General features: G+C 76.1%; 22 protein-coding genes, 1 tRNA gene and 1 pseudogene. 15 read left to right on the top strand and 9 right to left on the bottom strand.

The genetic code is table 11. The annotated features are described in order from the left end of the window. Positions 1 to 76 precede the first annotated feature (76 nt). From F593_RS23045 to F593_RS27400, 4 genes are all read left to right on the top strand, one after another. Positions 77 to 958 carry a 4Fe-4S dicluster domain-containing protein gene (locus F593_RS23045; RefSeq protein ID WP_033206349.1) on the top strand — a complete coding sequence of 294 codons (882 nt, stop codon included), beginning with the start codon at positions 77 to 79 and terminating at the stop codon, positions 956 to 958. Further along, on the top strand, positions 955 to 2,310 hold the full coding sequence (nrfD, locus tag F593_RS23040; protein ID WP_157251624.1) for an NrfD/PsrC family molybdoenzyme membrane anchor subunit: 1,356 nt from the start codon (positions 955 to 957) through the stop codon (positions 2,308 to 2,310). Before F593_RS23045 ends, nrfD begins: the two co-directional genes overlap by 4 nt. 76 nt (positions 2,311 to 2,386) lie before the next feature. Then, positions 2,387 to 3,031, top strand: coding sequence for a ribose 5-phosphate isomerase A (gene rpiA / locus F593_RS23035; protein WP_022927980.1), 645 nt, complete (start codon positions 2,387 to 2,389; stop codon positions 3,029 to 3,031). 170 nt (positions 3,032 to 3,201) lie between these two features. Next, positions 3,202 to 4,005: an SDR family NAD(P)-dependent oxidoreductase gene (locus F593_RS27400; RefSeq protein WP_022927979.1), complete on the top strand. Its 804-nt coding sequence runs from the start codon at positions 3,202 to 3,204 to the stop codon at positions 4,003 to 4,005. Positions 4,006 to 4,014: 9 nt separating this feature from the next. Here F593_RS27400 and F593_RS0106665 read toward each other — a convergent pair whose 3' ends face one another. Then, positions 4,015 to 4,425, bottom strand: a complete 411-nt coding sequence (locus tag F593_RS0106665; protein ID WP_022927978.1) for a Na-translocating system protein MpsC family protein — start codon at positions 4,423 to 4,425, stop codon at positions 4,015 to 4,017. Between the two features lie 275 nt (positions 4,426 to 4,700). Between F593_RS0106665 and F593_RS0106660 the strand changes: the two genes are divergently transcribed. From F593_RS0106660 to F593_RS31180, 10 genes and pseudogenes are all read left to right on the top strand, one after another. Then, positions 4,701 to 5,240: a Na-translocating system protein MpsC family protein gene (locus tag F593_RS0106660; RefSeq protein ID WP_022927977.1), complete on the top strand. Its 540-nt coding sequence runs from the start codon at positions 4,701 to 4,703 to the stop codon at positions 5,238 to 5,240. A 9-nt stretch (positions 5,241 to 5,249) separates the two neighbouring features. Further along, positions 5,250 to 6,266: a selenide, water dikinase SelD gene (selD, locus tag F593_RS0106655; RefSeq protein WP_022927976.1), complete on the top strand. Its 1,017-nt coding sequence runs from the start codon at positions 5,250 to 5,252 to the stop codon at positions 6,264 to 6,266. 131 nt (positions 6,267 to 6,397) lie between these two features. Then, a tRNA-Sec gene (locus F593_RS29795) sits at positions 6,398 to 6,489 on the top strand. A gap of 50 nt (positions 6,490 to 6,539) precedes the next feature. Continuing rightward, complete coding sequence (locus tag F593_RS0106650; protein WP_022927975.1) at positions 6,540 to 7,961, top strand: hypothetical protein; 1,422 nt, start codon at positions 6,540 to 6,542, stop codon at positions 7,959 to 7,961. A 75-nt stretch (positions 7,962 to 8,036) separates the two neighbouring features. Beyond that, positions 8,037 to 9,680 carry a selenocysteine-specific translation elongation factor gene (gene selB, locus F593_RS23025; protein WP_022927974.1) on the top strand — a complete coding sequence of 548 codons (1,644 nt, stop codon included), beginning with the start codon at positions 8,037 to 8,039 and terminating at the stop codon, positions 9,678 to 9,680. After that, positions 9,677 to 11,158 (top strand): L-seryl-tRNA(Sec) selenium transferase, encoded by a 1,482-nt coding sequence (gene selA / locus F593_RS23020; RefSeq protein ID WP_022927973.1) that lies wholly within the window; start codon positions 9,677 to 9,679, stop codon positions 11,156 to 11,158. Before selB ends, selA begins: the two co-directional genes overlap by 4 nt. Positions 11,159 to 11,226: 68 nt before the next feature. Beyond that, a complete protein-coding gene (fdhD, locus tag F593_RS0106625) occupies positions 11,227 to 12,093 on the top strand; it encodes a formate dehydrogenase accessory sulfurtransferase FdhD (RefSeq protein WP_022927972.1) in 867 nt (288 codons plus the stop codon). Between the two features lie 70 nt (positions 12,094 to 12,163). Continuing rightward, positions 12,164 to 13,657, top strand: a complete 1,494-nt coding sequence (locus tag F593_RS0106620; RefSeq protein ID WP_022927971.1) for an MFS transporter — start codon at positions 12,164 to 12,166, stop codon at positions 13,655 to 13,657. 149 nt (positions 13,658 to 13,806) lie between these two features. Continuing rightward, positions 13,807 to 14,559, top strand: a pseudogene (locus tag F593_RS31185) (sirohydrochlorin chelatase); the annotation flags it as partial. Positions 14,560 to 14,877: 318 nt separating this feature from the next. Further along, positions 14,878 to 15,597 (top strand): energy-coupling factor ABC transporter ATP-binding protein, encoded by a 720-nt coding sequence (locus tag F593_RS31180; RefSeq protein ID WP_342672889.1) that lies wholly within the window; start codon positions 14,878 to 14,880, stop codon positions 15,595 to 15,597. Positions 15,598 to 15,641: 44 nt separating this feature from the next. On the opposite strand, the gene F593_RS0106610 is transcribed toward F593_RS31180, so the two are convergent. The 8 genes from F593_RS0106610 to F593_RS0106575 all read right to left on the bottom strand — a co-directional run bounded on the left by F593_RS0106610 (position 15,642) and on the right by F593_RS0106575 (position 21,789). Then, complete coding sequence (locus F593_RS0106610) at positions 15,642 to 16,733, bottom strand: hypothetical protein (RefSeq protein WP_028721497.1); 1,092 nt, start codon at positions 16,731 to 16,733, stop codon at positions 15,642 to 15,644. 2 nt (positions 16,734 to 16,735) lie between these two features. Next, on the bottom strand, positions 16,736 to 17,716 hold the full coding sequence (locus F593_RS0106605) for a hypothetical protein (RefSeq protein WP_022927969.1): 981 nt from the start codon (positions 17,714 to 17,716) through the stop codon (positions 16,736 to 16,738). Beyond that, positions 17,700 to 18,221: a signal peptidase I gene (locus F593_RS23015; RefSeq protein WP_022927968.1), complete on the bottom strand. Its 522-nt coding sequence runs from the start codon at positions 18,219 to 18,221 to the stop codon at positions 17,700 to 17,702. Before F593_RS23015 ends, F593_RS0106605 begins: the two co-directional genes overlap by 17 nt. Position 18,222: 1 nt before the next feature. Further along, entirely contained in the window at positions 18,223 to 18,744 is a 522-nt protein-coding gene (locus tag F593_RS0106595; RefSeq protein ID WP_022927967.1) for a hypothetical protein, read from the bottom strand. 24 nt (positions 18,745 to 18,768) lie between these two features. Then, positions 18,769 to 19,362 (bottom strand): M73 family metallopeptidase, encoded by a 594-nt coding sequence (locus tag F593_RS23010; protein ID WP_157251623.1) that lies wholly within the window; start codon positions 19,360 to 19,362, stop codon positions 18,769 to 18,771. Between the two features lie 9 nt (positions 19,363 to 19,371). Continuing rightward, positions 19,372 to 19,965 (bottom strand): hypothetical protein, encoded by a 594-nt coding sequence (locus tag F593_RS31065; protein WP_022927965.1) that lies wholly within the window; start codon positions 19,963 to 19,965, stop codon positions 19,372 to 19,374. 192 nt (positions 19,966 to 20,157) lie between these two features. After that, positions 20,158 to 21,150: an HDOD domain-containing protein gene (locus F593_RS0106580; protein WP_169449163.1), complete on the bottom strand. Its 993-nt coding sequence runs from the start codon at positions 21,148 to 21,150 to the stop codon at positions 20,158 to 20,160. Positions 21,151 to 21,324: 174 nt separating this feature from the next. Then, positions 21,325 to 21,789 (bottom strand): GNAT family N-acetyltransferase, encoded by a 465-nt coding sequence (locus F593_RS0106575; protein WP_022927963.1) that lies wholly within the window; start codon positions 21,787 to 21,789, stop codon positions 21,325 to 21,327. A gap of 108 nt (positions 21,790 to 21,897) precedes the next feature. On the opposite strand from F593_RS0106575, the gene F593_RS23005 reads away from it, so the two are divergent. After that, positions 21,898 to 23,169 (top strand): radical SAM protein, encoded by a 1,272-nt coding sequence (locus tag F593_RS23005; RefSeq protein ID WP_022927962.1) that lies wholly within the window; start codon positions 21,898 to 21,900, stop codon positions 23,167 to 23,169. The last annotated feature ends 123 nt before the right edge of the window (positions 23,170 to 23,292 follow it).

Here is a 23,292-nt window from a genome sequence, read left to right as displayed (position 1 = left end):
ACCCGCCCCTCGGTCGCGGCCGCGAGCCCGACTGGACCCCACCGGAGGAGAGCGCGTGAGCACCTCGCCGCTGTCGATCACGCACACCCCGCCCGCCAACCGCGGGTCGGTCTCCTACGGCGAGGAGCAGCAGCCGCGCAAGGGCTTCTTCACCGACACCTCGCTGTGCATCGGCTGCAAGGCGTGCGAGATCGCCTGCAAGGAGTGGAACCACGTCCCCGCGGACGGACAGCACTTCTCCGGCGAGTCGCTCGACAACACGAACGCGCTGGGCGCGAACACCTGGCGCCACGTGGCGTTCATCGAGCAGAAGGTGCCCGCGGACGAGATGGACCTCGTGGGCCGCGCGCAGCTCTCCCCCGACGTCCCGCTCGAGGACGCCGTCGACGGCATGCGCTGGCTCATGTCCTCCGACGTGTGCAAGCACTGCACGCACGCCGCCTGCGTCGACGTCTGCCCGACGGGCGCCCTGTTCCGCACGGAGTTCGACACGGTCGTCGTGCAGCAGGACATCTGCAACGGCTGCGGCTACTGCGTGCCCGCGTGCCCCTTCGGAGTCATCGATCGCCGGAAGGAGGACGGACGGGCCTGGAAGTGCACCCTCTGTTACGACCGCATCGGCGACGACCAGACGCCCGCCTGCGCGAAGGCCTGCCCCACGCAGTCGATCCAGTACGGCGACCTCGACGAGCTGCGCGTCCGCGCCGGCGAACGCGTCGAGGCCCTGCACGAGCGCGGCGTCGACCAGGCGCGGCTCTACCTGCACGACGAGTCCGACGGCATCAAGGGCGCCGGCGCGTTCTTCCTGCTCCTCGACGACCCCGAGGTCTACGGGTTCCCGCCCGACCCGGTCGACACCGCGCACCACCTCGGCGAGAGCTGGCGCGCGGCGGGGATGGCGGGACTGACGATGGTGGGCGTCGTCGCAGGCGCGGTCGCGTGGGGGTTGCGCCGGTGAGCACCGTGCCGCCCCACGAGGGGCCCCAGGGGCCGGACGAGCCGGAGGACGATCCGATCGCGGCCGCCCTGCGCTCGGCGGGCGGCACCCGCACGGGGAGCGACACCGCCGGACCGGTCGACGCGACCACGGGCAAGCCGGTCGCCCCCGCGGGCCAGGCCCCGATCACGGGCCGCGCTCCCGCGCCCGGGATCGAGGGCCGCGACCCCGCGATGAAGACGGGTGACGTCGACGCGGACAGCCCCCAGAAGGCGGGCGGCGACGACGGCCCGCAGAAGGCCGGCGACGCGCCGAAGGTCTCCTCGGGCCACCGCGAGATCCGCACCGCCCGGCCGGAGAAGGAGCGCAGCCACGGCCGCGGGAGTGGTGGGGGCCGCACCGGCGACCCGGGGCGCTCGAAGCGTCGCCGCGGCGGCAAGGCCGAGCGGTCGATGGTGCCCGACGCCGAGCCGCGCTCGTACTACGGCCGCCAGGTCGTCAAGACGCCGGTGTGGACATGGGAGGTGCCCTGGTACTTCTTCACCGGCGGCATGGCGGGAGCTTCGGCGCTGCTGGCCACGGGCGCGCGGTTCACCGGCAACGTCCGGCTCGGGCAGAGCGCCTCGGCCGTCGCGCTCGTCGGCACGGCGGTCTCGCCCGTGCTGCTGATCATGGACCTGGGCCGCCCCGCGCGGTTCCTGAACATGCTCCGCGTCTTCAAGATCACCTCGCCGATGAGCGTCGGCACGTGGGGCCTCTCGCTCCTGGGCGGCTCCGCCGGCGCCGCGGCCGGCTGGCAGCTGTTGAACTTCCCGCCCGCGATCATCGGCGTGCCCTCCCAGGCAGCCGCAGGGGTCTTTGGCCCGTTCGTCTCCGTCTACACCGCCGTCCTGTTGACCACGACCGCCACCCCGGTGTGGACGGAGGCGCGGCGGACGATGCCGTTCGTCTTCGCCGGCTCCTCGCTCGCGAGCGCCGGCGGTGCCGCCACCGCCCTGACCCCCGTCGCGCACGCCGCGCCGGCCCGCGCGATGGGCGTGGCGGGCGGGCTGCTGGAGACGCTGGCCAGCACCGTCATGGAGCGCCGGCTCGACCACCGGATCGCCGCGTCCTACGAGCACCCGACGGTCCGCCCGCTGAACCTCGCCGCGAAGGCGTGTGCCCTCGGCGGGGCGGCGGTCGTCGGCCTCGCGGGGCACCGCTCCCGCCCCGCCGCGGTCGCCGGCGGCGCGTTGCTCATGGCGGGCTCGGCGCTCGAGCGCTGGGCCATCTTCAAGGCCGGCAAGGTCTCCGCCGAGGATCCGATCCAGACGATCGGCCCCCAGCGCGACCGCGTGAACGCCCGCGGCACGGACGCCGTCGCGCCGGAGTGATCGCCCGTCGGATCCCCTGCCGGCGGCCCGCGACGGTCCCGGCGGGAGGGGCGGGCCGCCTGGATATCGTGGGCGCATGACGGGGGATCCGGAGCACGAGAAGGTCGTCGTCGCCCGCGCGGCGGCCGCGATGGTCGCCGACGGGATGACCGTCGCCCTCGGCTCGGGCTCCACCGTGGCCCGGGTGGCCGAGGCCCTGGGCGAGCGGGGGTCTCGGGCGCGGTTCGCGTGCGCGTCGCCGGCCACGGCCGCGGTGGCGACGACGGCCGGGCTGTCGCTCGCCGACGACGCCACGACGGAGCGCTACGACCTGGCCATCGACGGCGCGGACGAGGTCGCCCCGGACCGCTGGGCGATCAAGGGTGGCGGCGGCGCGCACACCCGCGAGCGCGTCCTGATCGCCGCCGCCGACCGGTTCCTGTGCGTCGTCGGCGCCGACAAGCTCGTGGAGCGGCTCGGCCGTGCCGTCCCGCTCGAGCTCCACGCCTTCGCCCTCGCCGCCACGCTCCGGCACCTGCCCGGCGTCGTCCTGCGCGAGGCACCGCCGACCGCCGACGGCGGCGTGCTCGCCGACCTGCCCGCCGACCTCTCCGACCCGGCCGCCCTCGCCGCCCGGCTCGACGCCACCCCGGGCGTGGTGGACCACGGCCTGTTCTCACCCGCCCTCGTCCGCGAGCTGCTGGTGGCCCACGGGGACCGGGTCGAGCACCTGCGCGACTGAGGCCCCCGCGCGCGCGGGTCTGCTGGCGCCTCGTCCCGCGCCGCCTCGACCCGCCGCTGGTCCTCGACGCCCCATCCCCCACAGCCGTCCGCCGCCCGCACAGCCGTCCGCCGCCCGCACAGCCGTCCGCCGCCCCCACGGCCGCCCTACTCGTCAGTAGGGTGCAGGCCATGAGCTCCCGGATCCTCATCACCGGCGCGTCGAGCGGCATCGGCCAGGCCACCGCCCAGCGCCTCCGCGACCGGGGGCACCGGGTCGTCGGACTCGACCTGCGGCCCGCCGGAGACGACACGATCGCCTGCGACGTCAGCGACCAGGCGTCCGTCGACGCCGCCGTGGCCGGGGCCGTCGAGCGACTGGGCGGGCTCGACGTACTCGTGAACTGCGCCGGGCTCGGCCTGAGCCAGGGCGCCGGCGATCCGCCCGGGCCGGACGCCGAGAAGGTGCTCGCCGTCAACCTGCTGGGGCCGTGGCGCGTCACGGCCGCGGCACTGGCGCCGCTGCGCGAGGCGCGCGGGCGGGTCGTGAACGTCGCGTCGGGCCTCGCCCACCTCTCCGTCCCGTTCGCCACCGCCTACTGCATGAGCAAGCGCGGGCTCGTCGGCTACTCCGACACGCTGCGCTACGAGCACGGGGACGCCCTGCAGGTCACGACCTTCTACCCCGGCTACGTCAAGACGCCGATCCACCAGGACTCGATCGACAAGGGCTTCGGCCTCGAGGGCCTGGTGCCGGAGGAGCCGCTGGCCGCCGTCGCCGAGCGGCTGGCCGAGGCCGCCGTCGGCCCGTACCGGCGTGACGTGGCGAGCACCCGCGCCGGGACGGTGAACTACGCCGTGCTGCGCCGGGTGCCGCGCCGCCTGGTCGACGCGGCGGTCAACGCCCAGCTGCGGCGCACCGTGCGGAAGAACCCGCCGCAGGGCGGCTCGCCGGCGGTGGACCGCTTCGTGGCCGCGACGCGCGGCCGGCGCTAGGGGCGGGCCTCAGCCCACCTGCTCGGGCGGCCCGGAGGACGGTTCGTCGGGGCCGTCGGCCTCCGCCAGCGAGTCGCCGAGGACGAAGATCTCGGCGGCGAGGTCCGGCTCGACGTGGTTCGCGCTCATGAACGCGACCACGCGACGGCCGGTCAGGGCCTCCACGCCGGTGCGCAGCTCGCCGCCCATGACCTCCTGGAACGTGCGGCGCAGCGCCAGCACCTCGTCCGTCCGGCCGTGCTGGAGGAGCGTCCGCTCGCCGCGGGTGAGGGTGTCCTCGAGCAGCACCATCACCGTGTCCGCGCCGAGCACGGTGCGGGCGCGCATCGCGCCCCGGCCGGTGTAGTCCTGCAGCGCGCGGACGACGAGGTCGTTGATCGCGGAGTGCAGTCCCTTGACCGCGTCCGTTGATCCTGGCACTGCCCATACCTCCTGGCCTCCCTCGGAACGTGGCACCACCCCGGCCGGGGAAGACGTACTGAGCCGAGGGTGAAGCAACGTTCCCCACCGACTTCTGCCGCGAGGGCAGCTTCCGGCGAGGGCTCGCTGAGGCGGATCCTACAGCAGCGGCCCGCCACGGAGGAACGTTGCGGCGGCGTCCCCGGCCGACGGGCGGGCCCGGATTCGTGGAGCGGCTCGGTCGGCCGCGGTACGGCCCTCTAGCATGCGTCTCGCAAGCGACGCACGGGGGAACGATGGCGCAGGACCCAGAGGCCCAGGAACGACAGACCCGCCAGCAAGGCGCCCTGCTCTCCGAGCTCTCGAACGAGATGGTGCGGATCCAGAAGAAGTTCTGGGGCCGGGGTGCCGTCGAGGCCAAGTCGTACATGTTCGACGACTTTTTGCTCATCGTCATGCGCGGCGGCCTGACGGTCGCCGAGGAGTCCATGCTCGCGAAGGGCCACGAGGACGAGGTCCGCCAGTTCCGCCAGGTGTGGCAGAACGACATGACGGGGCTGCTCACCGGCATGGTCGAGGAACGCACCGGGCGCCATGTCGTCAACTACCAGAGCCAGGTCATGTTCGACCCGGACGTGGTCGTCGAGATGTTCATGTTCGGTCGCGACGACCACGGCACCCCCTCCATGCTCGCCGAGCCGACCCCGGAGCACTTCGACGGCGTCGTCGGCGCCGCCTCGCAGGCGGTCATCGAGGAGCCGCCGCCCGCCGCCGAGCCCGCCGGCAAGGACCCCGAGCGCGGCCGTACCGAGGAGGAGCGCGGGCAGGGGCGCTAGGGTCGCCGCATGGCGACCGTCCCCCGGCTCACGTCCCTCGCCGCCGGTGCCGGCTGCGGCTGCAAGCTGCCCGCCGCCGCGCTGCTGCCGATCGTCCTGGACCTCCCCCGCCAGGCCGATCCGCGCGTGCTCGTCGGCACCGCCACGGGCGACGACGCCGCGGTCGTCCGCCTGACGGACGAGATCGCGCTCGTCCAGACCACGGACTTCTTCACCCCGCTCGTCGACGACCCCTACGACTTCGGCCGGATCGCCGCGGCCAACGCGCTCTCCGACGTCTACGCCATGGGCGGCACCCCGGTCAGCGCCCTGAATCTCGTGGCGTTCCCGCTCGAGACGCTCGGCACCGAGGTCCTGGGCCGCATCCTCCAGGGCGGGCTCGACGTGCTGACCGCGGCGGGCGCCTCGCTCGTCGGCGGCCACTCCATCGAGGACGCCGAGCCGAAGTACGGCATGGCGGTGACGGGCACGGTCCACCCGGAGCGCTACGTGTCGAACGCCGGTGGGCGAGCCGGCGACGTCGTCGTGCTCACGAAGCCCCTCGGCGTCGGGGCGATCGTGGCCGCCCGGCGTCGCGACCGCTGCGACGACGCCCTCCTGGCCCGGGCCGTCGACGTCATGACGACGCTGAACGCGGAGGCCTCCGCCGCGGCCGTGGCGGCGGGCGCCCACGCGATGACCGACGTGACGGGCTTCGGCCTGTTGGGCCACCTGCACAACCTGGGGCGCGAGAGCGGCGTGGCGGCGGAGCTCGACGCGGCGGCGGTGCCCGCCATCGACGGCGTGGAGGCGCTGCTGCGCTCGGACGACGGCGTGAACGGCGGCTCGCGGCGCAACGCGGCGTGGGCGGCGGAGTTCGCCACGTTCGCCGACGGCGTGGAGGAGTGGCGCCGGCGGCTCGTGGTCGACGCCACGACGTCGGGCGGGCTGCTCGTCGCGCTGCCGGAGGACGCCGCGGGCGCGGTGCCGGGGACCGTCGTCGGGCGCCTCGTGGAGGGCGACGCGGGCACGATCCGCGTCGGCTGAGGCCGCCGCGGGGCCTCGGTCCCCGCCCGCCACACCCCGGCGCACGGCGCGCCGGCCGGCGCGGGCCCGCGCCGGCCGCTCCTGCTCCTCCCGTACTCTGCCGGGACGGTCGCCGCCCCGCGTGGTGCCGTGGAGCGGCCCGGGGCCGGTGCCCCGAACGGCCTTCAAAGCCGTCGGCGGCGCGCGTGCCGCGCCGGGAAGGTTCGACTCCTTCGCCGCTCCGTGGTACGAGTAGGGCGTCCCCCGCGCCGCGGCGCTCGTCCCAGGAGCCCCATGCCCGACCTCGTCCCCCGCGCCCGGCCCGGCGCCGGCGACCCGCTGCGGCGGGTCGCGATGGGTCCGGCCGCCCTGCGCGCCGTCCTCGCCATCGCCGCCGCCGCGGGCGGCCTGCTCGCCGGCGTGCCGGCCGCGTCGGCCGACGTGCTCCGTGTGACCGCGGGCGACACCCGGTCCCCGGTCGTCCTCCGCGGCGATGGCGCCCGCCGCCAGCTGCCGATGAGCGAGTGGACGGACACCGACGGCGCAGCCGGCACGTGGTTCCCGAGCGGGGCCGGCGGGAGGCTCGTCGACCTGCACATGGACGTCACGGACCCCGGCCTCTTTCGCCCCCGGCTCCTCTCCGTCGACGGCGGACGCGGGCGGACGCTGCCGATGCGGCCCCTCCGCCGCGGACCCGCGTCGGGATACCTGTTCTGGGACGCCCCCCACGCCCTGTGGAACGGGGACGCCACCGCCGTGACGGTCGGTCCGTTCGTGAACCGGGCCGGCACCCGGGTCGTGCAGCGCTGCAGCGTGCGCACGGAGCTTCGTTGCCGGACGCAGGCCGTTCCGAACGCGACCCCGATCGCGGTGCTGCCCGACGGCCGCGGCGTCTTCGCGACGACGCACCCCACGCTCGTCCGCGACTTCGCCGGGCAACTCGTCGACTGGACGCCGCGCAGCCGGCGGTGGGTGCGCACCACCCGACGGCGGCTGAACGCGCCGCGGCGCGAGCACCTGTGGGTCGAGGCGGGCGACGGTGTTCCCCGGCGGGTGCTGCGGGAGCGGACCGTCCGCCCGCGCACCGGGGTCACGAACCTGATCGCGCACCCGGGCGATCCGCAGCGCGGCGGCGCACTCGTGCAGCTCTACCGCGCGCGTGCCGTGCTCGAGACCCGACGCCGTGGCGGGCGACTCGAGGCCTTGCTCAAGGCGTACATGCTCGACTTCGGGGACAGCTCCTGGGGGGAGCTGACCGCCGACGGCCGGTGGCGGGACCGGCCCGAGATCGACCGGCTCGGGTTCTGGCCCTCCGCGGCGTTGCCGGACGGCGCGTGGCTCGGGCTGCGCCCCGACAGGCACCCGAAGGACAGCAGCGCCAGCCGCCGCCTGCCGGCCGTGCTCGGCTCCGACGGCACGCTGCGCGACGTCCTCGTCGGCGGGCAGCCCCTGACGGCTCGCGGGCTGCACCTGGCCGTGGGGCTGCCGGCGGACGCGGCTCCGCCGGCGCACCGGCGGGGGGACCACCAGACGTCGGAGACGCTGCGACTCGACGGCTACGAGCGGGGCGCGAACAGCGCGATCGTCCACTACGAGGCCGACGACGTCGTCGTCGCCGTCCGCGTGCCGCTCGACGGCCGCCCGCCCACGGTCCTGGACCGCCTGCCCGCCTCACGCGACGGACTCCCGATCGGCGTCGACTACCTGCCGTTCTGAGCCGCATCTAGCCGGGGCCGCCGGCCGCCGGCCCCGGAGCACCGGACGGAGCGGCGCGCGCGGTAGCGTGGCGGGATGCCGGACGCCGCCCGAGCACCCGTCGCCGGCGGGGACGGTGACGCCCCCGCGCCCGCCGCGGGCCCGCTCGTCCTCGGCACCGCCGGGCACATCGACCACGGCAAGACCGCGCTGGTCGGCGCGCTCACGGGCACGGACACCGACCGCCTGCCGGAGGAGCGCGAGCGGGGGATCTCGATCGCGCTGGGGTACGCCCGGCTGCCGCTGCCGTCGGGGCGCGTGCTGTCCCTCGTCGACGTGCCCGGCCACGAGCGGTTCGTCCGCACGATGGTCGCCGGCGCGACGGGGATCGACCTCTTCCTGATGGTCGTCGCGGCCGACGACGGCGTCATGCCGCAGACGGTCGAGCACGCCGAGGTGCTGCGCGGCCTGGGCGTCTCGCGGGGCGTCGTCGTCGTCACGAAGGCCGACCTGGCCGACCCGGCGGACGCTGCCGCGCAGGCCGCGGAGCTGCTGCCGGGCTGCGAGGTCGTCGCCTGCTCGGCGCGGACCGGGCAGGGGCTCGACGACGTCGTCGCGGCGCTCGAGCGGCTGGCGGACGGCGTGCCCGGGCGGGACACGTCGGGGCGGGACACGTCTGGTCCGGCGGGACGGCGCGCCGTCGTCGACGCACGGGCCTCCGCGGGTCTTGCCCCGGCCGACGAGCCGCCCGTGCTCCACGTCGACCGCGTCTTCACCGTGGCGGGCCGCGGGACCGTGGTCACCGGGACCCTGTGGTCCGGCGTGCTCGCGACGGGCGCCACGCTCGAGCTCTCGCCGGGCGCCCGCGCCGTGCGGGTGCGCGGGATCGAGGTCCACGGCCGCGCCCAGGACCGCGCCGGCGCCGGGCAACGGGTCGCGGTCGCGCTCGGTGGGGTGCGGCGGCGCGACGTGGCCCGCGGCGACGTCCTCGCGACGCCCGGCGCCCGCGTCGAGCGCACCGTGTTGGACTGCGCGTTGGACCTGCGCGAGCCGCGGCACGGCGAGCGGGTGCACGTCCACCACGGCACGCGCGAGAGCCCGGGGCGGCTGTCGCACCTGGAGGACGACCTCTTTCAGCTGCGCCTCGACCGGCCCCTGATGGCCGTCGACGGCGACCGGGTCGTCGTCCGCCGCCCCTCGCCCGCGGGCACGCTCGGCGGCGGGGTGGTGCTCGACGCCGCTGCCCGCCGTCACGGCCGGCGCCCCGACGTGCTGGCCCGCCTGCGCCGACTGCGCGACGGCGAGCCCGAGCCCGTCGCGGCCCCCGCCCCGACCCCGGAGCCCGCGCCTGTCCCCTCCGCAGTCGTCGCACCGAGCGCCGCGGCGCTGGCGCTCGAGGCCCGGCTGCTCGAGGCGGGGCTGGCGTTCCCGAGCGAGGCCGCGCTCGACGCGCCCGCCGCGCTCGGCGAGCTGCTCGAGCGGGGGCGCGCCGTGCGCGTGTCGGGCCGCCTGGTGGGGCATGCGGACACGGTGGCCGCCGCCCGTGATCGCATCCTCGCCCTGCTGACCGCCGAGGGCTCGACGAGCCTCGCCGAGGTGCGCGACCTGCTCGGCACCTCCCGCAAGCCCGCGCAGGCGCTCCTGGAGCACCTCGACGCCCAGCGCCTGACGCTGCGGCGCCCGGACGACCGCCGGGTCCCCACCCGCCGCGCCCTCGCGCTGACCGGGAGCGACGCGTGACCCGGCCGGACGACGACGCGGGCGCGACCGTTCCGGGGACGCAGACGGACCGCGCGGCGCAGGCCGACGCGGGGCGCACCGCCGCTCTGCGCGCGCTGCCCGGCGTCGACGCACTGGCCTCCCGGCTGCGCGCGACCGCACCGGACGCCGCCGCGCCGACGGCGGCCGAGGCCGTCGCCGCGGCCCGTGCGGCGCTGCACGCTCGGCGCGCCGAGCTGCTCGACGGCGCAGGGCCCCCCGCGGCCGACGCGTCGGCCGCCGACCCCGAGGCCGCGCTCCTCGCCGCCGCCCACGCGCACCTGCGCCCCTCGCTGCGCCGGGTGCTCAACGGGACGGGCGTGGTCGTCCACACCAACCTGGGTCGCGCACCCCTGGCCGCCGCGGCGGTCGAGGCGGTGACCGCCTCCGCCGCCGGCTACCTGAACCTGGAGCTCGACCTGCCGACGGGCCGACGCGGCGGACGCGACGAGCACGTCGCCGCCCTCCTGCGCGAGCTCACCGGCGCGGAGGACGCCCTCGTGGTCAACAACGGAGCCGCGGCGGTGCTGCTCGCGGTCGCGGCCCTGGCGGGGAACGCCGCGCCTGCCGCCGGCTCCGCCGCTCGCTCCGGCCCGGCGCCCGTGGTCGTCTCGCGCGGACAGCTCGTCGAGATCGGCGGTGGGTTCCGGGTGCCCGACGTCGTCGCGCAGGCCGGCGCCCCGCTCGTCGAGGTCGGCACGACGAACCGCACCCGGCGCGAGGACTACGCGCGCGCGGTCGCGGACGGGGCCGGGGTCGTGCTGCGGGTGCACCCGTCGAACTTCCGCACCGTGGGGTTCGTCGAGGACACGCCGATCGAGGAGCTCTGCACGCTCGGGGTGCCGGTCGTCGACGACATCGGCTCCGGCGTGCTCGCCACGGGGATCCCCGAGCTGGCCGACGAGCCGCCGATCCGTCGCTCGATCGCGGCCGGCGCGGCGCTCGTGACCTTCAGCGGCGACAAGCTGCTCGGGGGACCGCAGGCGGGGATCCTGGCGGGCACGGCCGAGGCCGTCGGCGCCGCGCGGCGCCACCCGCTCGCCCGCGCGCTGCGCCCCGGGCGGCTGACCACGGCCGCCCTCGCCGCCACCCTCGCCCTCTACCGCGACCCGGAGCGCGCGCTGCGCGAGATCCCGGTGCTCGCCATGCTCACCGTCCCCGACGCCGAGCTGCAGGCCCGGGCCGCGCGGCTCGCGGACGCCTGCGGGGGCGTCGTCGTCGAGGCGCTGGCCCGCGTCGGCGGTGGTGCGCTTCCCCTCGTCGACCTGCCCGGGCCGGCCGTCGCGATCGACCCGCCGGGCGGCGACGCGGACGGGCTCGCCCGCGCGCTGCGCGGCCACGACCCGCCGCTGGTGGCCCGCATCGCCGACGGCCGGGTGCTCGTCGACCCGCGCACGCTGCCCGGCGACGAGCTCGACGCCGCCGCCGCGGTGCTGCGGTCCGTGCTCGGGCGGGGTTGAGCCCCGGGCCGGGGTCCGTTCGGCGCCGTGCCGGCGGCCCGACGAGCGGCCGCCGCTACCGTAGGCCGATGGCCTCCCCGACCGCACGGCGCCGCGTCGCCCGGGTGACCGCGACCGTCGTCGACGCCGACGGCGCCCGCAGCCGCAGCGAGCGCGTCGTCGGCGAGGAGCCGCTCGAGATCCGCGTGGCCGGGCCCGACGGCGTGGTCGTCGCGACGACGGCGACGATGCGCACCCCGGGCGACGACTTCGCGCTCGCGGCCGGCCTGCTGCACGCGGAGGGCGTGATCGCGACGCCGGAGGACCTGGCCGAGATCCGCTACTGCACCGACGTCGACGAGCAGCACTACAACGTGGTCACGGTGCACCTGCGCCGGCCGCCGCGGCGGGACCTCGCGGCGCGCAGCCTGATGGCGACCGCCAGCTGTGGCGTGTGCGGCACGGCGTCGATCGACGAGCTGTGCGCGCGGGTGCCCGTCGTGTCGGACGGCTTCGTCGTCGACCACGCCGTGCTCGCCGGCCTGCCGGACGCCCTGCGCGCGGCCCAGCCGCTCTTCGACCAGACGGGCGGCATCCACGCGGCCGGGCTCTTCGCGCCCGACGGCACGCCCCTCGTGGTGCGCGAGGACGTCGGCCGTCACAACGCCCTGGACAAGGTCCTCGGCACGCGCTTCCTCGACGGCAGGTTGCCCGCGGGCGACGCGATCGCGGTGCTGTCGGGCCGGGTGTCCTACGAGCTCGTGCAGAAGGCCGCGGCGGCCGGCGTGCCCGTCCTCGTCGCGGTCTCCGCACCCTCGAGCCTGGCGGTCGCCACGGCCGAGCGCCTGGGGGTGACGCTGGCGGCGTTCGTCCGGAACGGCCGGGCGACGCTCTACGCGCACCCGGGGCGGGTCGCGGTGCCGCCCCCGGCCGGGTCGCACGCGGGCGCGCGCTAGCGTGGGTCGCCGTCCCCGGCCCCGCCGCGCCCGCTCGCGACCGGCCGTCTCTCACCCCGAAAGGCCGCGCGTGTCCGACGCCCGCCCATCCGCCGCTCCCGACGCCGGCCAGCTCCGCACCGGCGCGATCCTCTTCCTCGTCTGCGCCGCGCAGTTCATGGTCATCCTCGACGTGTCCGTGGTGAACGTCGCGCTGCCCGCGGTGCGCTCGGCGCTCGGGTTCTCCGAGACCGGGCTGCAGTGGGTCGTCTCCGCCTACACGCTGACCTTCGGCGGGCTGCTGCTGCTCGGCGGCCGCGCGGGGGACCTGCTCGGCCGCAAGCGCATGTTCATCGTGGGCATCGTCGTCTTCTCGCTCGCCTCGCTCGCCGGCGGGCTCGCGCAGAGCCAGGCCATGCTCGTCGCCGCGCGGGCGCTCCAGGGCGTGGGCGGCGCGATCGTCGCCCCCGCGACGCTGGCGATCCTCACCACGACGTTCCGCGAGGGGCCGGAGCGCGCGAGGGCGTTCGCCGCGTGGGGCGCGGTCGCCGCGGCCGGCGGGTCGGCCGGAGGCCTCGTCGGCGGCGTGCTGACCGAGCTGCTCTCGTGGCGTTGGATCCTCTTCGTCAACCTGCCGATCGGCGTGGCGATCGTGTGGCTGGCGCTGCGGGACCTGCAGCCCGACCGCGTCGAGGACAAGGCCGCCGCGCGCGACTTCGACCTCACGGGCGCGCTGACGATCACCCTCGGCGTCTCCGCGCTCGTCTACGGCATCGTCCGGTCCGAGTCGATCGGATGGGGTGCGACGGGCACCACCGCCCCGATCGCCGTGGGCATCGTCCTGATCGTCCTCTTCGTGCTCGTGGAGGCGCGGCTGGCGAAGGCCCCGCTGATGCCGCTGTCGATCTTCGCCTCCCGCCAGCTGACGGCCGCGAACCTCGCCGTGTTCCTCCTCGGTGCGTCGATGTTCGCGATGTGGTTCTTCCTCTCGCTCTACCTGCAGCAGGTCCTCGGACTGACGGCGATCCAGACGGGCGTCGCGTTCCTGCCGCAGACGGCGGTGATGGCGCTCGGCTCCACGCAGGCCGCGAAGGTCGTGGCCAAGCTCGGCATCCGCACGACCCTCACCGTCGGGTTCCTGCTCTCCGCGATCGGCCTGGCGTGGCTGACGCAGATCGACGCGGACGGCTCGTTCTGGGTCGACGTCCTCGGTCCCTCCGTCGTCCTCGCCGCCGGCATGGGCCTGTGCATGGTGCCGATCACCACCGCCGCCGTGACGGGGGTCGACGGCCGCCAGGCCGGTCTCGCGTCGGGTCTGGTCAACGTCTCCCGCCAGGTGGGCGGCGCGCTGGGTCTGGCGATCCTCGCGTCGATCGCGTCGTCGCGGACGGCCGACTCGCTCGCGGGCGCAGGCGCGCAGCCCAGCGCCGCCGCGCTCGCGGACGGCTACGCCCACGCCTTCGTCTTCGCGTCCGCCTTCGCGCTCGCCGGCGCGCTGGTCGTCTTCGCGCTCGTCCGCACCGAGCCGGGTGGGCCACGCCCGGCGGACGCCCCGCGGCCGGTGGCCGCGGGCGCGGCCGACTGACGACCGGCCCCGCACCCCGCGAAGTCGAGCGGTGGTGCGGGCCCAGCCCGTGCCGCTCGGGCCCCGACGCCGGCGCTGCGACCGCCGCCACCCCGTCGCTACCCCCGGTCGTCGCACCCTCGCGCGGGAGCCGGGGCTACCATCGAGGGGTGGCCCTCGCCGGAACAGACGCCCGTGCCGGCACCGCGGGGCGACCGAGCCCCGACCGGCCGTCCCTCGTCCTGATCGGCCACGGCTCGCGCGACGCGGACCACGTCGAGGAGTTCTGGGACCTCGTCCGGTTCGTCGGCGAGATCGACCCCGATCTGCACCACGCGGGCGGCTTCATCGAGCTCGCCGAGCCGTCCGGCGACGCCGCGATCGACCGGCTTGTCGCCGACGGCGCCACGGAGATCGTCTCCGTCCCGATCGTCCTGCTCGCCGCGGGCCACCTGAAGAACGACGGGCCCGCCACGCTGGCCCGCGCGCGCATCCGCCACCCCGGCGTGCGGTTCCACATGGGGCGCGACCTCTCCATCGACCCGCGGGTGCTCGAGGTCGCGGAGGACCGCATCGCCGCGACCCTCGCCGACGCCCCCGCCGAGACCTCCGGCGTGGTGCTCGTCGGCCGCGGGTCGAGTGACCCGGACGCCTCGGGCGACCTGGCGAAGGTCGCGCGCCTGCTCTCGGACCGCCGCGGCCTGCCGATCGTCGAGCCGGCGTGGATCTCCGTCGCCGAGCCGCGCGTCCCCGACGCCCTGGAGCGCTGCCGCAAGCTCGGCGCCACGACGATCGCCGTCGTCCCGTTCTTCCTCTTCACCGGCGTGCTGCTGCACCGGATCTACGACCAGGCCGCCGCCTGGGCGCAGGAGCACCCCGAGCTGACCGTCCGCGGCGGCCCGCACCTCGGCGCCGACCGCCGCCTGGCCCGCCTCGCGCTGGACCGCTACCGCGAGGGCTTCCAGGGCGACGTGCGGATGAACTGCGACCTCTGCGTCTACCGCGTCACGCTGCCGGGCTACGACGAGAAGGTCGGCCTGCCGATCTCGCTCACCCCGCACGGCGACGGCCCGGCCGGCGGCCGGCGCCGCAACCGCCGCACCACCCGTGCCCCCCAGAAGGCCCCCGCGCTCGTGCTGGCGGAGGCCGAGGAGGGCCGCGGCGGCACCCGCTCCCGCGTGCGCTCCGGCGCCATCGGCGGCCCCGGCGGCGTCTCTCCCGACGCGGCCGTGGCGGTCGGGATCGACGACCTGCACTTCGCCTACCCCGACGGCTCCGAGGCCCTCGGCGGCGTGCACCTGACGATCCGGGACGGCGAGCGCGTGGCGCTGCTCGGCCCGAACGGCGCGGGCAAGACCACGCTGCTGCTCCACCTCAACGGCGTTCTGCAGCCCCAGCAGGGGTCCGTGCGGATCGGAGGCACGGAGCTGACGAAGAAGACCGCCCGCGAGCTGCGGCGGAAGGTCGGGGTGGTGTTCCAGGACCCCGACGACCAGCTCTTCATGCCCTCCGTCGGCACGGACGTGGCGTTCGGCCCGGCGAACCTCGGCCTGACGGGGGCGGATCTCGAGACCCGCGTCGTCGAGGCGTTGAAGACGTTCGGGCTGGAGGAGCTGCGCGACATCGCCCCCCACCAGCTCTCCCTCGGCCAGCGACGCCGTGCCGCGGTGGCGGGCGTCCTCGCGATGGAGCCCGAGCTGATGGTCCTCGACGAGCCGTCGTCGAACCTCGACCCGGCGGCCCGCCGTGAGCTCGCCGACGTCATCCGTCGCCTGCCGACCACGACGATCCTCGTCACCCACGACCTGCCCTACGCGCTCGAGCTCTGCCCGCGCGCGATCGTCATGGACCAGGGCCAGATCGTCGCGGACGGCCCGACCCGCGAGATCCTGGCGGACGAGGGCTTCATGCGCGCCCACCGGCTCGAGCTGCCCGCCGGGTTCAACCCGCTCGCGGCGTAGGGGCCGGGGGGACCGCGCCACACCCCCCCGGGCGCGTCCGGGCGCTACCGGGCGGGCCGCACGACGACCCGTGCCGTCTTCGGCGCCCGCGTCGAACTCGAGCCGCGGAAGGTCATCCGGACCACCACGGAGCGGCCCTGCCGGAGCGCCCGCAGCATCTCGGGCGTCGCCCGCGTCCGCAGCAGGACCGTGCGTCCGGGGCGGAGCGTCACGGTCCGCGACGCGATCGTGCGCGGACCCCGCAGCATCCGGACCCGCACGCGGCAACCCGTCGTGCCCCGGGCACAGGAGATGCGGGTGGCGAACCGCCCCTGACGGTCCAGCCGGACGGAACGCGTGAGCATCCGGACGACCGGAACATCGGGTTTGGTCGAGGGATCCGTCGGCGTCGTCGCGCCGGCGCCCGGCGGCACGGGTACCGGTACCGGGGCCGGTGTCGCCGGCGGCACGACGGGGCCCGGCACCGCCGGGGGGCCGCCGGGATCGGGGGGCGTGACGGGCGGCACGACGGGGTTCGGCACCGTGACGGGTGGGTCGACGGGGTCCGGCACGGTCACGGGCGGGTCGACAGGGTCCGCCGGGACCTCCGTGAGCCTCCAGGCGTAGGCCAGGCGCACGGACGCGGACTGCATCCGGTTGTCCCTCGCGTTGTCGCCGGCGGGTAGGCGGGCCACGAAGCGGTACGTGCGCCCGGTGCCCGGCGAGACCACGCCCAGATCGGGCGCGTCCACCCCGTCGAGCCCACCGTCGTGCACGACGACCGGGCCGGTGTCGGTCACTTCGGTGACCCGCAGCTTCAGGGCATCCAGGAGGTTCCGATCGCGCGTCCCGAGGGCCTCGGCCACGGTGCTCGAGAGCGCGAGCACGCCGGGCATGGTCCCCGTGTTGCGAATGGTCAACGTGCCCTCGAGCGCGTGGCCGGGGGCCAGGCTGCCGGTGGTCAGGATCGCTGCGCCGTCGCGGGAGTCGGCGATGGAGAGCGACCCCTCGGCAAGGGCCACGGCGCGGGGGGCGCCGGCGGGGTCCGAGTGCCCGGCGACGACGACGGCGCCGGCGGCCACGGCCACGGCGAAGAGCGAGCCGGCCGCCGCGCCGGCGAGAGCGGTCGAACCACGGGAGAGCGGGCGGCGCGGCACGGTCAGAAGTCCCGATCCGCGATGCCGGGCTCGGCGAAGGTCGAGGTGCCCAGGGCGTTGCCAGCCCGGTCGGTGACACCCGGTCCGGGTGTCCAGCGGAGCGTGCCCGTCCCGCCGGCGGTCGTGGTGCTCCCCGAAGCGGCCCCGAGCTGCAGCACCACGTCGTTGCCGGTGAGCGTCAGCGTCGACGGGGTGCCTCCTGCCCCGAACGTGCGGGAGGAGGTCGTGTAGTCCGTGCGGCCGAGGTCGACGGTGCCCAGCGGCAGCGCTGCCGTGTTGGCCGCGTTGTAGACGGCCAGGGAGTCGTTTCCGCCGGAGCTCCCATTGGTGAGCCGGACGACCACGTTCGTCGTGTCCAGCCCCTCCCAACCCGCCACGAGGGAGATCGCGTCGAGCGGTTCGCTCGTGGTCCACCGCACCGTGTCGCCCGGGTCCGGGTGCCCCACGATCCCCCCGGTGTGGTTCGTGGCGACGATGCCCGTCGGCACCGGGGCCGTGTTGTCGACCATGACGGAGAAGCCTGTCTGCGTGCGCGCGTTTCCGGCGGCGTCGGCCAGGGCCAACGCGTAGGTGTAGGTCCCCGCGTAGGCCGTGCCGACCGCCTGGACGGCCGAGCGGTGGGTGTAGGTCTGGCCTGCGACCGGCGCGTAGGTGCCCGCCGTCAGGACGACGCCCGACGGGCCGTCCGTCATGCTCCCCGTCACCGACGCGATGCCGCTCGAAGGCCGTCCGCTGTCGGCGACGGCGGCCAGGAGCCGGTAGCTCGCTCCGGAGCGCACGAAGCCCGGGGCACCGCCCGTCGACTTCTGGACGACCGAGCCGCTCGCCTGCGGCGCGACGAAGTCGGGCACGGAGCGCACCTCGTTGCCGTTGCTCGCGGTCTGCGCGGCGAAGGCGCCCCATACGACGCCGACGCCCGCGGAGACCCCGACGGACCCGGCGAGCACCGCCCCGAGGGCGAGCGCCTTAGACCGCGAGCGCATCGGGCGCCTCCGGGGTCGGCTCGCGGCGCCAGATGCGGCGGAGGACGAGCAGCCCGAGCAGCAGGGCCGGGAGCACGATCAGGCCGAGCTGGCCCGCGGTGGAGCGGACCTGGACGACGGCGAAGCCGAGCATCGGCACGCGGTCGACGACCCGACCGACGGTGCCGTTCGCGGCGACCTGCCAGTGCTCCTGACCCGTGTTCGCGTCGCCCTGGGTGACGAAGGCGAGCCGGTTCCCGCGCGGCTCGATGCTGCGGACGCGGTGGGAGGTGAACTTGCCGCGGTTGTCGAACGTGACGATGTCGCCGACCCGGACGGCCCGCGCCGGGACGCCCCGGACGGCGACGATGTCGCCCGTCCGGATGGCCGGCGTCATGCTGCCGGACCGCACCACGAAGGTGCGGTCGCCGAACGCGCTCGGGACCGTGGCCGCGAGGAGCACGACGAGCCCGAACCCGCAGACGACGGCACCGAGCAGGTGGGCGGCGAGCCGCAGGAGCCCCATGTCAACCCGCGATCCGGACGACGGGGGTGAGGGTGACCGCGGCGGTGCGGCCCTGGTAGCCCGCGGTGATCGAGCCGGGGATCCAGAGCTCGACGCGCACCGTCCGCTCGACGCCGGCGTTCAGCGCCAGCGGGATCCGGGTGCCGGCGCGCAGGCCCTGCAGGGTCGTGTCCGCGAGCGTCTGCCCGTCCACGCTGAGGCGGATCCGCAGCAGCCCGTCGAGGTCGCGGGCCGGGGCCTCGGCCCGGAAGCCGACCGTGAGCTCCTGGCCGGTCTGGTTGCGCACGGCCGCGTCCGCCTGCGCGGGCGTCGCCCCGGGCAGGATGCCGCGGGAGGCGAGGGCCGGCTTCGGCGGCGCCGGCGTCACGCCGAGCTCGCCCGTCAGGCCGACCGTCACGCTCACGCGTGCGGGCAGCGACGTGTAGTCCGCCGACGGGCGGGCGCCCGCGAGCAGGAAGACGGCGAGGCCGGCGCCCAGGAGGACGCCGGCTGCGTGGACGAGCCGGGTGCGGATCGGGTTCATGCGTGCCACCGGCCCCATCGCGGTCTAGTGGTTCGTGGCTTCCCACACGACCGTGGCGTCGCCCGTGGTCGCGCCCTGGGCCATGTCGGGCATGTTCGCGTCGAGCGCGATCGTCATCCGCAGCGCGACGGAGTCGCCCTGGGCCCACGTCTCCTTGCCGACGGGTGCCTCGACGATCGCCGTCGCGGGGTCACGCGGCATCGCGGCGTTCGTGAAGGGCGCGTCGTAGAGCACCCCGCCCGTCGCCGCCGGCGTGAAGTCGCCGCAGCCCGGGAACGTGCCCGTGGTCTGCGTGCCGCGCTCGAGCTTGAGGCTGAGGTACGGCGTGAGCGGGCCCGGCGTGCTGCGCAGGTAGCTCTTGACGTCGGCCTCGAGGCTGCCGGAGTAGGTGACCTTGATGCACTTCGTCCACGTCTGGCCGGGCTCGGCGTTCGTGGTCTGGAACATCGCGCTGCCGGCGTCGTTGTCGCCGAGGGCGACGGTGCCGGTGCTGATCTCGTTGCCGGAGTTCTGGGTCGTGGCGCTGAAGGCGCCGAAGACGCCGGCCGCGGAGACGGAGCCGAGGACCCCGACGACGAGGACGGAGCCCAGGATCTTGCTGGACCGGGTGGTGCGCATGCGGGACATCTAGTTGTTCCTCGCTTCCCAGACGAAGTCGTGGACGCCCGAGGACGACCCCTGACCGCTCTCCGGGGTGGTGGTCTGGAGGGTGGCGTCGATCTTGTAGACGACGCTCGTGCCGGTGGACCAGGTGGTCTGGCCGGCGGGTGCCGTGGCGATGCCGGTGGCGTACGAGGCGTGGGTGGCCCCGAACGCCGCGAGCGTGCCGGTGAAGAGGGTGCCCCCGGTGGCGGCGGCGGTGAAGCCCGCGCAGTCCGGGAACGTGGTGGAGGTCGACGTGCCCTGCGTGATCTTCACGTCGATGTACTGCGCCAGCGAGCCGGGGCTGGCGGCGGACGTCCGCAGGCGGACGGCCGAGGGCAGCGTGCCCGTGTAGGTCGTCTTGATGCAGCGGCTCACGGACGAGCCGGGCTTGGCCGCGGTCAGGTTGTAGAGCGCAGCGCCGGCGTCGTTGTCCGTGAACTGGACGGTGCCGGTGCTGATCTCGTTGCCCGCGTTCTGGGTGGTCGCGCTGAACGCGCCGTACACCCCGAACGACGTGGCACCGACGAGGACGCCGACCACCAGGACCGACGAGAGGATCTTCTCGCTCTTCCGCACGCGTGCTCCTCCCCGGGCCGTGGGGCCCATGAGGGGCCCGCGCGGCGGTCGTATCGACCACCCGTCGCCGGTCCCTTCTACGGGTGGTGTCGACCGTCCGGCCGGGTCGGGCGAGGTCCCGGAGTCGATCTCATGCATCCATCCACGTCCGCCGGCGGGCGGAGGGCCGCCCGCCGCGGCGCAGGCGTCCGCTCAGTGCTCGAGCCAGCCGCGTTCCGTCGCCAGCAGGACGGCCTGCGCCCGATCGGCCGTGCCGGTCTTGACGTAGACCTTGTGCAGGTGCGAGCCGATCGTGGTCGGCTGCACGCCGAGCTCCTCGGCGATCTCCTTGTAGCGCAGCCCACGCGAGAGCCCGCGCAGCGCTTCGAGCTCCGCCGGCGTGAGCGGGCACGGCGTGCCGCCGGGCGGGACCACGACGATGCCCGCCTGGTCGTAGAGGAGCGTCCGCAGCACGTCCTCCCCGACCCCCGCGGAGCCGGCGGCGCGCAGCAGGGTGGCACGCGCGACCCCGTCGCCGCGGTCGTGCCGGGCGACGAGGTCGGCGAGGCGGAGGATCGCGACGCGGGGCTCGGTGTCGTCCGAGCCGTGCCGCTCCACCGGCTCCCAGATCGCGCGCGGCAGTCCCCATCGGCGCAGCAGCACGGCGCCGATGGCCGCGTCGTCGACCCCGGACGGGTGTCGCGCCTGGGCCGCACGACGCCCGGCGAACGGCTCGCCGGGGCGACCGTCCGCGTCGGCCAGGACGAGCTTGCCCACGTCGTGCAGCAGCGCCGCAGTGACGAGGACCTCGCGGTCGGGCTGCGCCGTGGTCGCCGTCAGGTGGCGCACCGCGCGCTGCACCCCGACGGCGTGGCGGAGGTACCGGTACGGGGCGTCGTGCCAGTGCCCCGGGGGCCCGAGCACGTCGTAGATGGGAACCGTCGCGCAGATCGTGCGCAGCGCCCCGGCGTCGAGCCGGTCGACGGCGGCAGCGACGGATGCGACGGGCTCGGCACCCGCGACGCGGACCGCCTCGCGCAGGACGCGGATCGCGAGGCCGACGTCGGAGACCACGCCCGCGACGATGGCCCCCGCGTCGTCGGCGCCCGCGTCGAGGCCCGCGACGACCGCGTCGCGCGACTCCCGGAGGGCGGGGAACGCCTCGACCGCCCGGAAGCTCCGCAGCAGCCGGTTCTCGCGCGGCACTCCCGGCGCCACGGCCCGCCGCGCGACGGCTCCCGCGACCCCGCGGGCGGGGATGCGCAAGAGCGGGGGCAGGGCGGGGGTGCGGGGGATGGGGACCAGGACCTTCGGGGCGTACGGAGCACGCCGGCGTGGCACGAAGGACACTACGCCCTTCGGAGAGCGATGGCGCGGGGCTCAGCCGCGCGGGTCGGGCTCGAGCCCCCGCTCCAGGACGCGCTCGCCGTCGTCGTCGACCTCTCCCGTCTCGGTGAAGCCCAGCCCGCGGTAGAACGGGAGCGGGGACCCCTCCCCGGGGATGCAGCTCGTCCGCAGGCGGTCCTCGCCGGACAGCCCGCGCAGGTGCGCGAGCGTCAGCGCCACCGCCTGCGCGCCGATCCCGCGCCGCTGGTACGCGGCGTCGACCATCAGGCGCACCAGGAAGTAGGGCTCGTCCGGCGCGTCGCGCACGAGCAGCACCACCCCGACGGGCACGCCGTCGAGCGCGATCGCCCGCAGCCACGCGTCCGGTTCGTACGCGGCCTCGGCGACCGTCGTCGCCGCCGGCGCCACGAACGTCTCCTGCCCCGGGGCGAGCACGAGGTCGCACACCGGTCGCACGTTCTCGCGGTCGACGGGGACCAGGCTGATCTCGGCGGGCACGGACCGACCCTAGACGACGGTGCGGACCCGCCCCGCGGCCGCCCGGGGCCGACGCGATCCGGACGACGGCATCCCCGCCGTCTCCGCCGTATGCGAACATGCGTTCGCATGCGGTGGGACCACCTCAAGCGCGACCCCGACACCGAGACGGCGGCGCTGCCCGGCATGGCCGACCCCGCGGTCGTGCGGCGGTTCGACGCCCCGGAGGCGCTTGACACGCGCTTCTACGAGGTCGAGGCGAAGACCGTCCTCAACCGCGTGCCGAGCCGCTCGAACATGCCGTTCGGCTGGACGGTGAACCCGTACCGCGGCTGCTCGCACGCCTGCACGTACTGTTTTGCGAGGCCCACGCACGAGTACCTCAACTTCAACCCGGGCCGCGACTTCGAGCGCGAGATCGTCGTGAAGGTCAACGCCCCGGAGCGCCTGCGGGCCGACCTGGCCAAGCGGGCGCGCACCGCGGCGTGGGGCGACACCGTGGCGCTCGGGACGAACACCGACCCGTACCAGTGGGTCGAGTCGAAGTACCGGCTGCTGCCGGGCATCTGGGAGGCGCTGCGCGACGAGCGCGTCCCCGCGTCCGTGCTGACGAAGTCGCCGCTGCTGCTGCGCGACCAGAAGCTCATGCTCGAGATCCAGGCGGCGGCCGGGTTCGAGGCGGCGCTGTCGATCCCGAGCCTGGACGAGCAGGCGTGGCGCTCGACCGAGCCGCACACGCCGCACCCCCGCACCCGGATCGCGGCGGTCGCCGAGCTCAACCGCATCGGCATCCCGACCGCCGTCCTCGTCGCGCCGCTGATGCCGGGGATCAACGACGCGCCGGAGCAGGTCGAGAAGCTCTTGGCCGCCTGCACCGAGGCAGGGGCGATCAGCGTCCGCGGCCTGGGGCTGCACCTGCGGGGAAGCACCCGCGACGTCTTCCTCGAGTGGCTGGGTGACGCGCGACCCGACCTCGTCCCGCTCTACGAAGAGCTCTACCGGAACGGCCCGCACCTGCCGCGCAAGGAGGCCCACCGGCTCTCCCAGCTCGTGCAGCAGGGCGAGCGGTGGGGCGAGCGCATCGTGCGCTCCGACCGGGCCCGCCGGGCGACGGACCCGGGCGCGGAGGCCCCGGCCCGCGGGCGGTTCGACCCGCTCCCGCTCGTGCCGGCCGCGGTCCGCCCGGGCGCGCGGGCCCAGGTCTCGAGCCAGCCGGCGTCGGCCCGCCCGCGCCCGTCCACGCCCGCCGGGGGCGCGGCGCAGGACGTCATCGCCGTCGGCCCGCCCCAGGGTCCCGGGCGCGGCGGCACCCGGCGGCCGGCCGGCGGCGACCGCCGGTCCAGGGCCGAGCGCCCCCGGGCGACCGCGGCACCGCCCGCGGACCAGCTCTCGCTGTTCTGAGGCGGCGGAGCCCAGCGGCCCCAAGGCGACCCGACGGGCACAGGGGGCGCACCGGCCCCAGGGCCCGACGGGCGCAGCGGCCACCGTGCCGCCCGCCCCCCGGGGACAGCGGGGCGCCGCCCG

It is taken from the genome of Patulibacter americanus DSM 16676, assembly GCF_000420025.1.
Classification (GTDB): domain Bacteria; phylum Actinomycetota; class Thermoleophilia; order Solirubrobacterales; family Solirubrobacteraceae; genus Patulibacter; species Patulibacter americanus.
This window is presented reverse-complemented; position numbering and strand designations above follow the sequence as displayed.

What these genes read in the sequence shown, in the direction of transcription:
- selB (WP_022927974.1), top strand. Translation starts at nt 8,037, where the DNA reads ATGCCGGACGCCGCCCGAGCACCCGTCGCCGGCGGGGACGGTGACGCC.
- fdhD (WP_022927972.1), top strand. Translation starts at nt 11,227, where the DNA reads ATGGCCTCCCCGACCGCACGGCGCCGCGTCGCCCGGGTGACCGCGACC.
- F593_RS27400 (WP_022927979.1), top strand. Translation starts at nt 3,202, where the DNA reads ATGAGCTCCCGGATCCTCATCACCGGCGCGTCGAGCGGCATCGGCCAG.
- F593_RS0106595 (WP_022927967.1), bottom strand. Translation starts at nt 18,744, where the DNA reads ATGAACCCGATCCGCACCCGGCTCGTCCACGCAGCCGGCGTCCTCCTG.
- selD (WP_022927976.1), top strand. Translation starts at nt 5,250, where the DNA reads ATGGCGACCGTCCCCCGGCTCACGTCCCTCGCCGCCGGTGCCGGCTGC.
- F593_RS23005 (WP_022927962.1), top strand. Translation starts at nt 21,898, where the DNA reads ATGCGGTGGGACCACCTCAAGCGCGACCCCGACACCGAGACGGCGGCG.
- rpiA (WP_022927980.1), top strand. Translation starts at nt 2,387, where the DNA reads ATGACGGGGGATCCGGAGCACGAGAAGGTCGTCGTCGCCCGCGCGGCG.
- F593_RS0106650 (WP_022927975.1), top strand. Translation starts at nt 6,540, where the DNA reads ATGCCCGACCTCGTCCCCCGCGCCCGGCCCGGCGCCGGCGACCCGCTG.
- F593_RS23015 (WP_022927968.1), bottom strand. Translation starts at nt 18,221, where the DNA reads ATGGGGCTCCTGCGGCTCGCCGCCCACCTGCTCGGTGCCGTCGTCTGC.
- F593_RS23010 (WP_157251623.1), bottom strand. Translation starts at nt 19,362, where the DNA reads ATGCGCACCACCCGGTCCAGCAAGATCCTGGGCTCCGTCCTCGTCGTC.
- F593_RS0106605 (WP_022927969.1), bottom strand. Translation starts at nt 17,716, where the DNA reads ATGCGCTCGCGGTCTAAGGCGCTCGCCCTCGGGGCGGTGCTCGCCGGG.
- F593_RS0106660 (WP_022927977.1), top strand. Translation starts at nt 4,701, where the DNA reads ATGGCGCAGGACCCAGAGGCCCAGGAACGACAGACCCGCCAGCAAGGC.